This window comes from Kribbella sp. NPDC048928 (genome assembly GCF_043197975.1).
Lineage (GTDB): Bacteria > Actinomycetota > Actinomycetes > Propionibacteriales > Kribbellaceae > Kribbella.
Map to the genome: position 1 here is coordinate 725,466 of NZ_JBICUC010000001.1, position 15,111 is coordinate 740,576.

The following is a 15,111-nucleotide window of genomic DNA, read 5'->3' on the forward strand; positions in this document are numbered from 1 at the left end:
GTCAGGCGCCTCGGACGAGGCGGTTTCCCAGGTCTGAGCGGTGGTAGAGGACTGAGCGGCCGTGGCGGGCGGAGGTTAGGAGGCCGGCGGCGCGCATTGCCCGGAGGTGCTGGTTCACGGCGGTGGTGGTGACGTCGAGGCGGACGGCGAGCTCGGTCGATGACATCGGCGTCTCGAGCAGTCCGAGGAGATGCGAGCGGGCGCGGCCGATCAGGCCGACCAGCCCGGTCAGGGTTGCCGGCGCGGTCCCGGTCTCCCAGAGCGTTCCCAGGCCCCGGGCCGGATACATCAGGTGCGGCGGCTCGTCTGGCGAGATCGGCGTGGAAGCCCTTCTGCTGAACAGCGACGGCACCAGCGTCAGCCCGCGACCGGCGGCCGATGCTCGATAGTTGAGCTCGGTACGCAACTGCACCCGTACGACCGTGCCTTCGAGGTGGACGTGCGGGTTGACGCCGGCGAACATCGCCGCGAGGCCGGACTGCGCCGTCACCCGCCCGCGGTAGACGACGTCGGCCTCGAGCACGGTCCGCATCCGCGCCCAGTACGGCTCGAAGCAGGTGTCCCAGTACTCATGGAGCGCAGCCAGCATCCGCTCGAGCACCCGGCTCGGCCTGCCCCGAAGGACCGCGGGCAGCGCTAAGGGGTGCACCTCCGCCAGATCGGCGCGTACGACGTCGGCCGGCGCACGCGCGACCGCCGCGAGCTCTTCGTCGACGCGGCCGAGTGGGGTGTACGGCCGCGGCGTGAGGAAGTCCGGCACCCAGAGCACGTCGTTCGTCAACGCGTCGAGCAACTCCAGGTCGAGCCCGGCGCGTGCCACCTCGGTCGCCCGCAGCCAGGGCAGTTGCAGTGGGAACCGGCCGGGATCGCGCAACGCCCGCAGGGACAGGACGAGTTCGTTCAGCGGGGAGATCGCGAAGCGCACCTCGCCGAGGTCGATCGCCCCGAGCTCGTACTCGATCATGAAGCAAAACACTACATCGATGGCATCGCCCTGCGTCCCGATGCGACAACTGCGGAGTGCCTGAACTCCTCCGCGATCCCGTCGAGCGCGCGCTCGCGTCTGCCGTGGCAGCGATGTCGCTGTCGCGCGGAATGTTCTTCGCCGTCAGCGCCCTGTACTTCACCCGCGGCGTCGGGCTCTCCGCGACCACCGTCGGCCTCGGGCTCACTGTGGCGGGTGGGGTCGGCGTGCTCGCGTCGTACGTCGGCGGGCGGCTGAGCGACCGGTACGGCGCGGATCGGCTGCAGCAGTGGGGACTCGCAGCGAACGGGTTGTCGTTGCTGGCGTACGCACTGGCCGGCGATGTCGTCACGTTCTTCCTGGTCGCGGCCTGTGTCTCGGCCTCCCGCGGTCTGCAGAGCACCGCCCAGATGACGATGCTGGCCCGCTGGTACGTCGGCCCGGAACGCGTAGCCGTCCGCGCCCGCCTGCGCGTGGTAATGAACGTCCTGATCGGCGCCGGCAGCCTGCTCGCGGGTCTGGCACTGCTGGTCGACACGACCGCGGCCTACCGCCTGACGGTCGTTCTGGTCGGCGTGATCACGGTCCTAGGCACGGTTCCGCTGATCGGCCTGCGGCGCCGGGTCCCCGACCTCGCGGCACGAATGGATGCGGCCGCAGCACCCGGCGCGCCCCGCGGACGCTCGCCGCTGCAGGATCGGACGTACGTCACCGTGACCGTCCTGAACGCCCTGATCGCGATCCACTTCGGACTGACCTCGGTCGGCATCCCACTGTGGGTGGCCGACCACACCGATGCGCCGACCGTGCTCGTCTCGGTGCTCCTGCTCGTCAACACCGCGTACGTCGCCCTGTTCCAGGTCCGCGCATCCCGCGGTACGCAGAACCTGCGCACCGCCGGGCGAGCTGCACGTCGCGCGGGGCTGCTCCTCCTCGTCGCCTGCCTGCTCTTCGCCACCGCGGGCCACCTCGGCGCCGCAGCCGCAACAGCTGTCCTGGTGCTGGCAGCGATCGCGTCCTCTGCCGGCGAAACGCAAGGCGAGGCCGGCAGCTGGGGCATGGCGTTCGAACTCGCCGACCCGGCCCGCGCGGGCGCGTACCAAGGGCTCAGCCAGACCGGGTTCGCCCTCGCGCTGATGCTCGGCCCGGCGGCGGTCACGAGCACCGCGATCGATCACGGCACACCGGGCTGGATCGCGCTCGGCGCACTCTTCGCGGCCGCCGGCGCCGCGACCGCCGCGGTCGCCAAGCACGCCGTCACGCACCGACGGCAAGAGGAGTTCAGCAGGCGATGATCGGGTGATACTGGGCGGATGGATGGGGACATGGTTCAGCAGCCGGACGGCTTCGAGCAGACGCTGGGGCGAGCGATAGACGTACTGCGAGACGGGCAGGCCGTCGTGGTGGCCAACCCGAGTCCGATGACGTACGGGGTGGTCGCGCAGGACGCCCGTACGGTGAATGTCTTCAAGGGACGCCCCGCCGAGCAGGCCGTCGGGATCTCCGTGCATTCGCCGGCCACGCGCAGCGAGCTGTTCCGCGTTCTGGACCTGCCGGAGGACGCGATCGTGATGGTCGATGTCGCGCTCGGCGAGCGGATCTCCGTTCTGGCGCCGGTGCGCGCGGACGTGGTCGTACCCGAGTGGCTGGCACCGGCTGTGCAGGACGGCTGGGTGGTGTTCTTCGACGGGTCGTGGGCTCCGTTGGCGGCGATCTGGCAGCGTTTTCCAGTGCTGTACGGCAGCAGTGCGAACCGCAGTGGCCACGCGCCGGCGGCGACCGGGGGCGAGGCGCGCGCGCATTTTCCGACGGCCGCTGTCATCGTCGACGCAGACCACCTCCGGACCCCGAGCAAGCTGCACGGCGCGAGCACCATCATCCGGGTCGACCCCACCGGCGAACCAACGCTGCACCGCCCAGGCATCCAGGACCGCGCAACCGGCCCAGAGCCCCTCCTCACCCACCTGAACCAGGCACGTACTTCGGTTTAGCTGTGCGCAGTTGCTTCAGTAAAGCGACGTCGCGGGCGTGGGTCGGGGTCTCGACCAGGATCGGCACGCCCCGCAGCGCAGGCGCCGCCAGAACGGCTTCCGCCCCGGCGAGGCCGATCGCACCGCGCCCGACGGACTCGTGACGATCGCGCCGCGACCCGAACGGATCCCGGCTGTCGTTCAGATGAATCAGCCCGATCCGCCCTGCGCCCAACGCCGCAGCGATCCGCTCCACCCCCTCGGCAACCGCCACCGCGCTGGTCAGATCCTCCCCAGCCGCATGCAGATGACAAGTGTCCAAGCACAGCCCGATCCGCGCGTCCGCCAGCGCATCCAGGTACTCGATGGAGTTGTCGAACGTCGACGCCGCCGCCGCACCAGCGCCGGCCGTTGGCTCGATCAACAACTGCACCTCGGCCGATCGATCAACGACCGGCAGCACAACGTCACGCAGCCCGCCGAGCACCGCCGTACGTCGAGACTCCGACACCAACGCACCGGCATGGACCACAACAGCCCCGGCGCCAAGCGCCGCTGCTCTCTGCATCGTCAACTCGAGCATCGCCGTCGACCGCTCCACCACGAGCTCCGACGGCGAACACAGATTGATCAGATGCGGCGCATGCACCACGACCGGCAACTCCCGCTCGGCACAGGCAGCGCGGAAGGCGTCATCGCTCGCCGGATCGATCGCCGCCGGGGTCCAACTCCGCGGATTACCCGCGAAGAGCTGGATGATCTCGGCACCAACCGCATCGGCCTCCCCCACCCCGACCTTCACCAGCCCGCCGGCCACCGCCACGTGCGAACCGATCCGGGAACGCGCAACCGTCCCGCTGGAGTCCGCCGACCCCGACCGCTGCAGCCGCTGATGCATGCCGACCGTCCCATCACTCGTTGACTTCGACGTACAGAACGCTCGACATCCACCATCTCTTCCACCTCGCGACGCACCGTTACAGCGCTTTTCGCGCAAGAGTTTGCCTGCTGGTCAAGCGGGCAAGTGGGTCTTAGGCTGGGGACGGTTCGACAGGCTGCGCCGGTGCTTCGCAGGCTGCGGGAGGTTGGGCTCACCGCTTGAAGGGCGGCGGACGTGGGTCTAGAAGACGGGGTCCGTGGGGCGGCCGCGGGTGCAACGACGACGCGGTTGCTCGGGCGCCGAGCCGAACGCGCCGCGCTGGACGCCGTTGTCGCGGATCTGCGGGGCGGCGCGAGCCGGACCCTCGTGGTTCGCGGCGAGGCCGGCGTCGGAAAGACGGCGCTGCTGGACTATCTGGCGAGTTCGGTCGCCGAGGTCCGGATCCTGCGCGCGGTCGGTGTCGAGTCCGAGATCGAGCTGCTGTTCGCGGCGCTCCATCAGCTGTGCTCGCCGATCATCTCCCGGCTGGACCGGATCCCGGAGCCGCAGCAACGCGCGCTCGCGACGACCTTCGGTCTGGCACCAGGCCCCGCGCCCGATCGCTTCCTGGTCGGCCTCGGCGTCCTGAGTCTGATCTCGGACCTTGCCGCGGAGCAACCGGTCCTGGTGATCGTCGACGACGCCCAGTGGCTCGACACCGCGACCGCCCAGACGCTCGGGTTCGTTGCCCGCCGACTGGGCGCCGAAGCGGTCGGTCTGGTGTTCGGCGTTCGCGAGCAGCGTGTGGAGCTGCACGGCCTCCCCGAGCTCACCGTCGACGGTCTGCCGGACGACGATGCTCGCGCCCTGCTCGGCTCGACGGTCGAGTTCCTGCTCGACGGCCCGATCCGGGACCGGCTGGTGGCCGAGACCGGAGGCAATCCCCTCGCGCTGCTCGAGCTGCCCCGCGGCCTCACCGCCACGCAGCTCGCGGCCGGCTTCGGTCTCGCCGGCGGTCTCGGTCTCCCGACGCGGATCGAGCAGAGTTTCCTGCGCCAGGCCGAGGTTCTGCCCGCGCCGACCCGGCAACTGCTGCTGGTCGCGGCCGCAGAGCCGGAGGGAGATCCGGTCGTCGTACGGCGGGCCGCGGACCAACTCGGAATCGCCGCCGACTTCGCGGAGATCGCCACCCTGCTGACTCTGGGCGAACGCGTCATCTTCCGGCACCCCCTGGTGCGATCCGCTCTCTACGGGGCCGCATCCGCCATCGAGCGTCGCGCGGTTCATCTGGCCCTCGCGAAGGCGACTGACGGGGCGGCCGATCCCGATCGGCGCGCGTGGCATCTCTCGGCTGCAGCCGTCGGACCGGACGAGGACGTTGCCGTGGCGCTGGAGCAGTCGGCCGAGCGCGCGCAGGCCCGCGGTGGCTTCGCTGCGGCAGCGGCCTGCTTGCAGCGGGCGGTCGCGCTGACGGTCGATCCTGGGCGCCGTACGCAACGCGCGATGGCCGGTGCCCACGCGAGCCTGCGAGCCGGTGCGTTCGCGACCGCCTCGATGTTGCTCGCCACGGCCGAGGCCGGTGAGCTCGACGATCTCGGCCGCGCCCAGATCGATCAGCTGCGCGCGGAGGCGGCGTTCTCGCAGCAGCGCGGCCGGGACGCTCCGGGATTGCTGCTCCGCGCCGCGCAGACGCTCGAGTCGCTCGATGCGCGGACGGCGCGGGACGCCTATCTGGACGCGTGGAGCGCCGCGCTGTTCGCGGGCCGGCTGGCCCGGACCGTCGGATTGCGCGAGGTCTCGGCGGCCGCCCGAGCGGCTCCGCGGCCCGAGGGCGGTCCGCGAACTTCCGACGTACTGCTCGACGGTCTGGCGATGGTGGTCGTCGAAGGGCGCCGGGATGCGGTGCCGCTGCTCCAGCAAGCCGCGACGACGTTCGGCGGGCCGGACATCTCGGCCGAGGAGGCGCTGCGCTGGGGATGGCTCGCCACCGCTGCAGCCGCGACCGCGTGGAACTTCGAGGCCTGTTTCAGGACCGCGAGCCGCCAGGTCGAGGCAGCGCGCGGAGCCGGTGCGCTGGCCGTACTCGTCGTCGGCGTCAACGTCCTCGAACAGGTGGCCGCGTTCGCGGGCGACTTCGACGAGGCGACGTCGCTGCGCGCCGAGGCCGACGCCGTACGGGACGCGACCGGCACCCATGTCGCGCCGTACGGGGCGCTGGTGCTGGCGGCGTTCCGCGGAGCTGAGGACGAGGCGTTCGAGTTGATCGAAGCCACGATCAGCGTGGCGACTGCCGAGGGCCAAGGCACCGCGGTGCAGTACGCCCGCTGGGCCAAGTCCGTGATCCTGAACGCCCTGGGCCGTCACGACGAGGCGCTGGTGACGGCCCGGCTGGCCAGCGAGGACACGCCTGAGCTGTGGGTGTCCGTGTGGGCGCTCAGCGAACAGATCGAGGCGGCCACCCGGACCGGGCACGCGGGCGAGGCAGCCGCGGCGCTCGTACGGCTGCAGGCCGGCACGCAGTACAGCGACGAACCGTGGGCGCTGGCGATCGAAGCGCGGGCGCGCGCCCTCGTCGAGAACGACAACGCCGGCGCCGATGCCGCGTACCGCGAGGCGATCGACGCGCTGACCGGCACCCGGCTCCGCCCGGACCTGGCCCGTGCCCACCTGCTGTACGGCGAATGGCTGCGCCGGAAGGGCCGCCGGATCGACGCCCGGACGGAGCTCCGGACCGCGCACACGATGTTCGCCGCGATCGGCATGGAGGCGTTCGCCGAGCGGGCCCGCCGGGAACTGCAGGCGACCGGCGAGATCGTCCGGAAGCGGGCCCAGGTCGCGGTGGCCGGCGAATCGCTGACCCCGCAGGAGCGGCAGATCGCGCTGCTGGTCCGCGACGGCCTGTCGAATCCGGAGGTCGCCACGCGCCTCTTCCTCAGTCCGCGTACGGTCGAATGGCACCTGAGCAAGATCTTCGGGAAGCTCTCGATCACCTCCCGCCGGCAGTTGCGCGACGTGCTCTTCCAACCCGACTACGGGGTCGCGAGCGGCTAGATCACTGGGGCCAGGGGTGGCACACCAGGGTGTGACACGGGCGCGATCCCCACGCCGTCGCGGGAAGCTGGCCGTATGACGAGCAGACAGGCGGCTGTCGAGGCGCACTGGCGGGCTTCGGAGGACGGCGACATCGAGGCCGAGCACGCGCTCTACGCCGAGGACGCCGAGCTCACGTATCCGCAGTCCGGCGAGCGGTTCCGTGGTCGCGCAACCATCGCGGCGCAGCGCGGTGGTCATCCCGCCGACCGGCATTTCACGGTGCTGCGCATCGTCGGCCGTGACGACCTCTGGGTCAGCCAGTGCACGATCACGTACGACGGCGTACCGACGTACTCGGTGTCCGTCATGGAGTTCGCGGGCGATCAGGTGGTCCGCGAGACGCAGTACTTCGCGGACCCGTTCCCGGCACCGCCGGGGCGGGCCGCGCTCGCCGAACCGACACCAGGCTGAGGTTTCGACGATGAACTTCCGGAGCCGGCGGACCGACGCCACCCGATCGCGGTCGGCCGGGACCTTGCGGGCGTCGCTCGGACCGGATCGCGGGCCGGTGATCGTGCCGGTCGACGTCGACCGGCTGGTGCTCGACTGGGCAGCGGCGGAGGCCGCGGCGCGGGGGTCCGAGCTGCATGTCGTACACGCGTTCCGGTGGGCCCAGCAGGTCGATGCGGGCGGCTACCCCGTCGTGGATCTTCGGGCGCGGATCGAGGCCGAGGCCTTCGTGGCTGCGACGATCCGCCGGGTGCGCCGGACCATGCCGTCGCTGCGGATCAGGGCTTGTGTGTACGCCGGCCGGCAGACCACCGCACTGATCAACGAGGCCCGCAACACCGTCGACGCCCTGGTCGTGCTCAATCACGCGCCCGGACGGATCCCGGCGCGACGGCTGCTTCGCCGTACGTCGGCGTCGCTCGCGGTGGTCTGCCTGTCGCCACCCGGATTCGTTGCGCGGGCGACCGGTCAAGTGGTCGTCGGCGTCGACGCGACCGGTGGGCCCGCTTCCGTGCTCGGCTTCGCGTTCCGTGCCGCCCGGCGACGTGGCATCGGCCTCACGGTCATCCACGCGCTCTCGTCGCCGGACGTGGAGGAGATCGAGGACACGGTCCGGATCTGGCAGACCGCGTACCCGGAGGTTCCGGTCCGGTGGAGCATCGACACCGGCACGGTCGACAGCCTCCTGCTCGCCGAGTCCACCGGCGCCGCCCTGACCGTACTCGGCCCCGACCGCCACCACTGGCTCCACCGCACCCTGAAAGGCTCCCCCACCAACACCATCCTCCGCCTGAACCGCGGCCCCCTCGTCATCGTTCATCCGCCCGCCCTGTAATTTATCAAGCGGGAATTAAAAATAGCCTCTTGACAAATTATCCGCCGCGGTCGAACCTGCTGTCGTCACGGTCTGCCGGTTCGTCACTGTGGAGGTCTGAACGCCATGCCTGAGTTCGATTCCCAGCGGTTGTCACGAAGGGCCCTGCTCGGGGCCGGCGCGGCGCTCGGATTGTCGGCGACGCTGCCCGGGTGCTCGAACACCGGGCGCGGCGGCGCCTCCGGATCCAACGACTCGGCCGCGAAGGCAAAGGTCCGCCCGACGTACCAGCGCTACGCCGGCGTGCAGGCCGACCTGCCCGGCGCCCAGTACGGCATCCCCGACGGCTTCGTCCGCTACCCCGCCGACCCGGTGCAGGCGATCACCGAGCCGCCGGGCGACGGCAAGCCGATCCAGGTGCTGACCAGTACGAACACCCCGATCCCGCCGAAGCTCACCCAGAACGCGTACTGGCAGCAGCTCAACAAGGAGGTGGGCTCGCCGGTCGAGGTGAGCCTCACACCGTCGGTGGACTACGACGAGAAGTTCGCCACGGCCGTTGCCGGAGGCAAGCTCGGCGACATCTTCTCGATCGGCAACGTGCCGCAGAAGCCGCAGCTGCTCGCGACCAAGGCCGTCGACCTCACGCCGCACCTGTCCGGCGACAAAATCAAGAAGTACCCGTACCTGGCCAACCTGCCCGCGACCAGCTGGAACGCCTGCATCTTCGACGGCAAGCTCTACGGCGTCCCGATCCCGCGCGGCGCGATCAGTTCCGAGGTGCTGTACGCCCGCAAGGACATCCTCGACGCGCAGGGCCTGCCGGCCGAGCTGAAGAGCGCCGACGACTTCGTCCGGCTCTGCAAGGCGCTCACCGACAAGCGCAAGAACCGCTTCGCCCTGGCCGATCTGCCGACCGGGTACGTACGGAACATGTTCGGCATCGCGAACAGCTGGAAGGAGGCCGACGGCAAGCTCGTCAGCGCCTTCGAGGATCCGGCCCAGGAGGAGGCGCTCGCGCTCGTCCAGCAGCTCTGGAAGTCGGGCTACATCCACCCCGACGCGTTCACCAGCCAGAACCAGGACCGGAAGACGCGCTTCGGGAACGGTACGGGTCCGCTCGTCCTGGCGACGTTCAGCGGCTGGCCGACGTACCTGCAGACGATGGCGGACGACGCGGAGATCGCGATCATCCCGCCGCCGGCGCACGACGGGTCCGGCGTCGGTCACACCTTGTTGGGCGCTCCAACGCTGCAGGTCACGGCGATCAGCAAATCGGCCGAGTCCCGGGTCGAGACGATGCTGGCGTACCTGAACTACCTGGCCACGCCGTTCGGCACCAAGGAGTACCTGTTCCGCAAGTACGGCATCAACGGCATCGACTACCAGCTGACCGACGGCAACCCGATCCTGACCAAGAAGGGCTTCAGCGAGACGCAGCTGGCCCTGGGGTACCAGGCCGACGGGCCGTGGGCGATCTTCCTGCCGGAGCGCAAGGGCAGCACCGAGGCCTGTTTCGACGCGATGAAGGAGGTCTGCCCGCAGGCGCTGGCCAACCCCGTCGACGGCATGTACTCCGAGACCAGCAACCGCAAGGGCTCGCAACTCAACCGCGATCTCAACGCGGTGTCCGACGACATCATCCAGGGCCGCAAGCCGGTGTCCGACTGGGCGGCGGCCGTCAAGAAGTGGAAGAGCGGAGGCGGCGACAAGATCGCCGATGAGCTGTACGCCGAATACAAGTCGTCCCGCTGACCGCCACGCCGGCCGGGTCCGTCCAGGAGGAGCAAGTCCCCATGAGTCGACCGAACATCGTCTACTTCCACACCCACGACACCGGGAGATACATCGAGCCGTACGGTGCGCCGATCCGGACGCCGCGGCTGCAGGCGTTCGCGGAAGAGTCGGTGGTGTTCCGGAACGCACACTCGGTCGCGCCGACCTGCTCGCCCAGCCGGGCCGGTCTTCTCACGGGGCAGTGGGCGCACAGCGCGGGCATGCTCGGCCTGGCCCATCGCGGTCACAGCCTCACGGACTACAACCAGCATCTGGTCCACACGTTGCGCCGCAACGGGTACACCTCGGCGCTGGTCGGTGTACAGCACGAGGCGAGCGGTCCGGGCGCGGCGACGAAGATCATCGGGTACGACGAGCAGGTGCCGACCGCCGACGAACTGGCGCCAGCTCGTCGTGATGCGGCGGTGGAGTATCTGCGACGTCGCCACGATCAGCCGTTCTTCCTCTCGGTCGGGCTGCTGGAAACGCACACGATGAAGGGCGCCGAGTGGTTGTTCGGGCACCCCGGTGGCGACGAACGCTGGACCGCCCCCGCGCCGACGATGCCGGATGCGACGGTCACGCGGCGGGACATGGCGTCGTTCCACGCGGCCGCGGCACAGGTCGACCAAACGCTCGGTGCGGTGCTGGACACGTTGCAGGACGAGGGGCTGGCCGACAACACCGTCGTACTGGTGACGACCGACCACGGTCTGGCGATGCCGGGGATGAAGTGCACGCTCGGAGCGACCGGGACCGGCGTGATGATGATGCTGCGCGCGCCTGGGTTGCCGGGCGGTCTCGCTGTCGACTCACTGGTCAGTCAGGTCGACGTGTTCCCGACCTTGTGCGCGCTGCTCGGCATCGACGAGCCGGAGTGGTTGCAGGGGCAGTCCCTGCTGCCGACGATCGACGGCCGGTCGGTACGCGCGGAGACGTTCGCGGAGATCACCTATCACGCCGCCTACCAGCCGCAGCGGGCGATCCGTACCGACCGCTGGCTGTACATCCAGTCGTTCGACGACCAGAACCGGCAGAACCTCAACAACGTGGACGCCTCGGGCAGCAAGACCCTGTGGGTGGACGCCGGCTGGGCGGACCAACCCGCGCCGCGCACCCGGTTGCACGACCTGATGTTCGACCCGCACGAACGGCACAACCTTGCCGGCGACCCGAGGACCGCGACGGTCGAGGCCGACCTGGCGCAGCGCCTCAACCGCTGGATGATCGACACCGACGACCCACTCCTGCGAGGATCGGTGGCGCCTCCACATTAGTATTGGAGGGTGGCTTCCGGCGCGGTGCGGACTGAGCTGATGGTGCGTCAGCGGAACGCGACGGCCTCAGCGATCATGCGTGCGATCGTCCGCCAGGGCCCGCTCGGCCGGAAAGGGCTCGCGGCGGCGACCGGGGTCACGTTCACCACGATCACCAAGGCCGTCACGGAGCTGATCGAGCTCGGGGCGCTGACCGAGTCGGCGCGGCTGCGGCCGCAGGGCGCGGGCCGTCCCGTCGTGCCGCTCGACGTACCCGACAAGCAGCGACTCGTGGTCGGGGCCCACCTGCATCCGGAGAGTACGTCGTGTGGGGCGTTCACGCTGCGCGGCGAGCGGATCGCCTGGCGGACGGCGCCGGCCAAGGGCCGCAACCAGCACGAGCGGATCGAGGAGGCTGCCCGCCTGGTCGATGACGTCGTGACCGAGGCGGGTGCGGCGGCGGTCCTCGGGATCGGGGTGACGACGCCGTGGGCCGAGGTCCACCACGGGCAGCCGCCCCCGCTGGTCGCAGACGTCAACCACGACGAGCTGCGCGCCGGGCTGCAGGAACGACTGCCTCTCCCAGTACGGGTCGAGCCGAACGTTCGCGCGCTGGCCGTCGAGCACTACTGGTGGGACGGCGCCGGCGACGACGTACTCACCGTGCTCGTCGGACGCTCGATCCGGGTCGCGCAGATGCGTCGCGGCGAGCTCGTCTGGGACGGGCCCGATGCGGGCGGGCTGGTGTCGCACATCGTCGTGCCAGGATCGGATTATCCGTGCGACTGCGGGCAGGTCGGCTGCGTCAAGGCGACCTGCACCGACGATGCCCTGCTGCGGCGGGCCGTCGACGCCGGCATACTCCCGCCCGGCGCTTTGCAGCGCGACCTCTACCCGGACGAGGACACGGACCAGTTGCGAGCGCTGAGGCAGTCCCGTGCGCAGGACCTCGGCCGGGTGGTCCCGCTGATCATGAGCCTGGTCGCACCGGCCGAGACCACGATCCGCGGCCGGCTGGGCACCCGCGACGAGATCGCGGCCTGCATCGAGGCGATCCGCGCACGGCACCGCGAGCTGGTCGGCCGCGAGGCGAGCGTCCGGTACTACGAGGACAAACGCGCCTTCAACTGGCCGCACGCCTCAGCAGCGCTCGCCCTCGACCGCTACCTCGAGTCCCCCCTGGAGCACGAGCTGGACCGGGCATCACGCGCTGAGGCAATCGGTCAGCGCAGCGGAAAACCCTGGGTGTGAAGGGCTTGGCGGAGATGTTCGCGTCCGTTGAGTCCGGCAACGGTCCCGAAACGCTTGGCGACCCGATCGATCCAGCCGGTGGGCAGGCCTTCCGTGGTGTAGAACGTGTTCAGTACGGTCTCGTACGTCGCGACGTGGGCGGCCTGCGGGACCAGGTCGTACTGCTCATGATGCAGCACTGCCTCCTGCGGAAGGCGTGGTTTTACGGCTGTTTCGGCCAGATCGTCCGGATGGCCAACGGTTAGACCGAACACCGGGAAGACGTGTGGTGGCAGGCCGAGCTCGGCCGCGACCTCGAGCGGGCGGTTGCGGATCGCGCCGACGAACACGGTGCCGAGCCCGAGCGACTCCGCGGCGAGCGACGCGTTCTGGGCGGCGAGTGCGACGTCGACGAACGCGAGGACGGCGGCCTCGACGAAGTCGGCGCCTTCGGCCGTGGCCGAGGCGAGCTCGGTCGTCACCTGCCGCGCTCTGGCCAGATCGGCCAGCCAGACCAGGAAGAGCGGCGCATCCTCGATGAACTGCTGCTCCCCCGCGAGCTCCGCCAGCCGGGCCCGTCGTCCGTCCTCGCGGACCGCGACGACACTCCACAGCTGCAGGTTGCCCGAGGTCGGGGCCGACTGAGCCGCCGCGATCAGTGCGGTGAGCGTGTCGTCGGAGACCGGGTCGGGACGGTAGCTGCGCACCGAACGGTGATCCAACTGTCGCGCGATCACCTCGGACCACACGGCGGGCGGTTCGAACGGGAGCTCGGCGCCGTAGCGGAGCCGGAAAGAGGTGGCGGTCATCGTTCTCCTCAGGTGACGATGGCGAAGGCGTCAGGACCGTTGTGCGGTGCCGTGGATGCCGTACTGATCGATGCGGGCCAGATCCTCGTCGGTTAGCGGCGGGAAATCGAGAGCGGCGACGTGGTGATCCAGTTGGGCGGTGGAGCTCGCGCCGATCAGCGCGGTGGTGATCTCCGGACGGCGCAGCACCCACTGCAGGGCGAGCTGCGCCAGCGACTGGCCGCGGTCGTGGGCGAGCTTGTTGAGCGCGCGGGCCCGCTCGCGGTACACGTCGTCGAGCTGCTCCGGCTTGAGGAACGCACTGGCCGCCGCGCGCGCGTCGGGCGGGATCGTCCCGTCCAGGTACTTGTCCGTCAGCAGCCCCTGCGCCAAGGGGCTGTAGGCAACCAACCCGAACCCCTCCGCCGCCGCGACGTCGAGCAGCCTGCTCGTCTCCGGCGTCCGGTCGAAGATCGAGTACCGCGGCTGATGCACGAGCAGCGGCACGCCGGCGCCCCGCAACAACCCGGCCGCTTCGCGCGCGCGATCGGCGGGATAGTTCGACACACCGACGTACAGCGCCTTGCCCTGCTGAACGGCGCTCACCAAGGCGCCGATCGTCTCCTCCAGCGGCGTCGCCGGATCGAAGCGGTGATGGTAGAAGATGTCGACGTACTCGGTGCCCAGGTCGCGCAGGCTGTGGTCGAGCGAGGCCAGCAACGACTTGCGCGATCCGCCTTGCAGGTAAGGGCTCGGGCCGATCGGGTTGCCGGCCTTGGTGGTCAGGATCAGCTCGTCGCGGTACGGCGCCAGGTCGGTCCGCAGGACCCGCCCGAAGAACTGCTCCGCGGCCCGATGCGGCGGCCCGTACCGGTTCGCGTTGTCGAAATGTGTGATGCCCAGGTCGAACGCGTGCAGCACGATCTCGCGCTGCCGCCCGTACGGATAGTCGGTCCCGAACTTCTGCCACAGTCCCAGCGACAACGCCGGCAGCATCAGCCCCGACAGCCCGGCCCGCCGGTACTGCAGCCGTTGATAACGCTCGTCACTCGTCACGCCGCCAATTGTGGCCGAAAGTCGACCGCATCACTGAACTATGTCCAGCATGCGACTGCGTACCGAGCCCCGATGTTAGGTTGACGGCGTGAAGCCCGCGCAGCCCAATCAGTCGTTGATCGACGGACTGGCCTGCCTGCAAGCACTCGCTGCCCTCGGGCAACCGGTCGGCTCCCGGGAGCTCGGGCGGATGCTCGGACTCGAACCCACCCGGGTGAACCGGCTCCTGAAGACGCTCGCCTTCGTCGGGCTCGCACAGCAGGACGGCAACCGCAAGTACCTCCCCGGCCCCGGCATCCACGCCCTCGCCGCCCAGAGCCTCCGCGGATCCGGGCTCATCCGCCGGGCGCTCGGCCCGCTCGAGTCCCTCTTCGACCTGGACCTCCAGGTCGCGATGGGCGTCCTCTGGGGCGACCAGGTCTGCTACCTCTACCTCCACAGCCCGGGCGAGAGCGCAGCCGAAGGCATCGCCCAATCGTCGCTCTACCCGGCAGCCTGGTCGGGCCTCGGACAGGCCCTGCTCGCCGACCTGGCCGACGACGACATTCGATCCCTGTACGCCGACGGCCGGCACCTCGTCGCACCGACCGGACCGTCCGTGACCCTCGAGGGCGACAGCGGCCTACTCGCGCAACTGGCCCAGGTCCGCAAGCAGGGTTACGCGGTCCCGCAAACCCTGGAGGGCGAGGGCGTCCGCACCCTGGGCGTAACCCTCGACAGCGACCAGGCAGCCATCGGCCTGGCCGGCCGCTTCACCGACCGCCGCATCCCCACCATCCTCCACCGCCTCCAGGCAGCCGCCCGAACAATCGACACCATCACCGCCTGAACCTCCCATTCGGCGCTACAGTAGCA

The 15,111-nt window shown here is 70.1% G+C and carries 13 protein-coding genes; 9 read left to right on the plus strand and 4 right to left on the minus strand.

Annotation, left to right across the window (positions count from 1 at the left end; translation table 11 throughout):
- Position 1: 1 nt before the first annotated feature.
- The gene (locus ACGFI6_RS03410; protein WP_393114982.1) at positions 2–964 is read right to left on the minus strand and encodes a DUF5937 family protein; all 963 of its coding nucleotides are present in this window, start codon (positions 962–964) and stop codon (positions 2–4) included.
- A 56-nt stretch (positions 965–1,020) separates the two neighbouring features.
- Between ACGFI6_RS03410 and ACGFI6_RS03415 the strand changes: the two genes are divergently transcribed.
- Positions 1,021–2,259, plus strand: coding sequence for an MFS transporter (locus ACGFI6_RS03415; RefSeq protein ID WP_393114983.1), 1,239 nt, complete (start codon positions 1,021–1,023; stop codon positions 2,257–2,259).
- A gap of 30 nt (positions 2,260–2,289) precedes the next feature.
- Complete coding sequence (locus ACGFI6_RS03420; RefSeq protein WP_393114984.1) at positions 2,290–2,955, plus strand: Sua5/YciO/YrdC/YwlC family protein; 666 nt, start codon at positions 2,290–2,292, stop codon at positions 2,953–2,955.
- Here the strand turns inward: ACGFI6_RS03420 and ACGFI6_RS03425 are convergent.
- Positions 2,921–3,832 (minus strand): deoxyribonuclease IV, encoded by a 912-nt coding sequence (locus ACGFI6_RS03425; RefSeq protein WP_393114986.1) that lies wholly within the window; start codon positions 3,830–3,832, stop codon positions 2,921–2,923. The genes ACGFI6_RS03420 and ACGFI6_RS03425 overlap by 35 nt on opposite strands.
- Positions 3,833–4,048: 216 nt before the next feature.
- Here ACGFI6_RS03425 and ACGFI6_RS03430 point away from each other — a divergent pair, with 216 nt between their 5' ends.
- From ACGFI6_RS03430 to ACGFI6_RS03455, 6 genes are all read left to right on the plus strand, one after another.
- Positions 4,049–6,844 (plus strand): ATP-binding protein, encoded by a 2,796-nt coding sequence (locus tag ACGFI6_RS03430; RefSeq protein WP_393114987.1) that lies wholly within the window; start codon positions 4,049–4,051, stop codon positions 6,842–6,844.
- A 75-nt stretch (positions 6,845–6,919) separates the two neighbouring features.
- Complete coding sequence (locus tag ACGFI6_RS03435) at positions 6,920–7,297, plus strand: nuclear transport factor 2 family protein (protein WP_393114988.1); 378 nt, start codon at positions 6,920–6,922, stop codon at positions 7,295–7,297.
- Between the two features lie 10 nt (positions 7,298–7,307).
- A complete protein-coding gene (locus tag ACGFI6_RS03440; protein ID WP_393114989.1) occupies positions 7,308–8,171 on the plus strand; it encodes a hypothetical protein in 864 nt (287 codons plus the stop codon).
- A gap of 105 nt (positions 8,172–8,276) precedes the next feature.
- Positions 8,277–9,905 carry an extracellular solute-binding protein gene (locus ACGFI6_RS03445; protein ID WP_393114990.1) on the plus strand — a complete coding sequence of 543 codons (1,629 nt, stop codon included), beginning with the start codon at positions 8,277–8,279 and terminating at the stop codon, positions 9,903–9,905.
- A gap of 41 nt (positions 9,906–9,946) precedes the next feature.
- Positions 9,947–11,203, plus strand: a complete 1,257-nt coding sequence (locus ACGFI6_RS03450; RefSeq protein ID WP_393114991.1) for a sulfatase — start codon at positions 9,947–9,949, stop codon at positions 11,201–11,203.
- A 9-nt stretch (positions 11,204–11,212) separates the two neighbouring features.
- A complete protein-coding gene (locus ACGFI6_RS03455; protein ID WP_393114992.1) occupies positions 11,213–12,433 on the plus strand; it encodes an ROK family protein in 1,221 nt (406 codons plus the stop codon).
- Here ACGFI6_RS03455 and ACGFI6_RS03460 read toward each other — a convergent pair.
- Both ACGFI6_RS03460 and ACGFI6_RS03465 read right to left on the minus strand, forming a co-directional pair.
- Entirely contained in the window at positions 12,406–13,221 is an 816-nt protein-coding gene (locus tag ACGFI6_RS03460; RefSeq protein ID WP_393114993.1) for an NADPH-dependent oxidoreductase, read from the minus strand. The genes ACGFI6_RS03455 and ACGFI6_RS03460 overlap by 28 nt on opposite strands.
- 30 nt (positions 13,222–13,251) lie before the next feature.
- On the minus strand, positions 13,252–14,196 hold the full coding sequence (locus ACGFI6_RS03465) for an aldo/keto reductase (protein ID WP_393115746.1): 945 nt from the start codon (positions 14,194–14,196) through the stop codon (positions 13,252–13,254).
- 148 nt (positions 14,197–14,344) lie between these two features.
- On the opposite strand from ACGFI6_RS03465, the gene ACGFI6_RS03470 reads away from it, so the two are divergent.
- Complete coding sequence (locus tag ACGFI6_RS03470) at positions 14,345–15,085, plus strand: IclR family transcriptional regulator C-terminal domain-containing protein (RefSeq protein ID WP_393114994.1); 741 nt, start codon at positions 14,345–14,347, stop codon at positions 15,083–15,085.
- Positions 15,086–15,111: the final 26 nt, after the last annotated feature.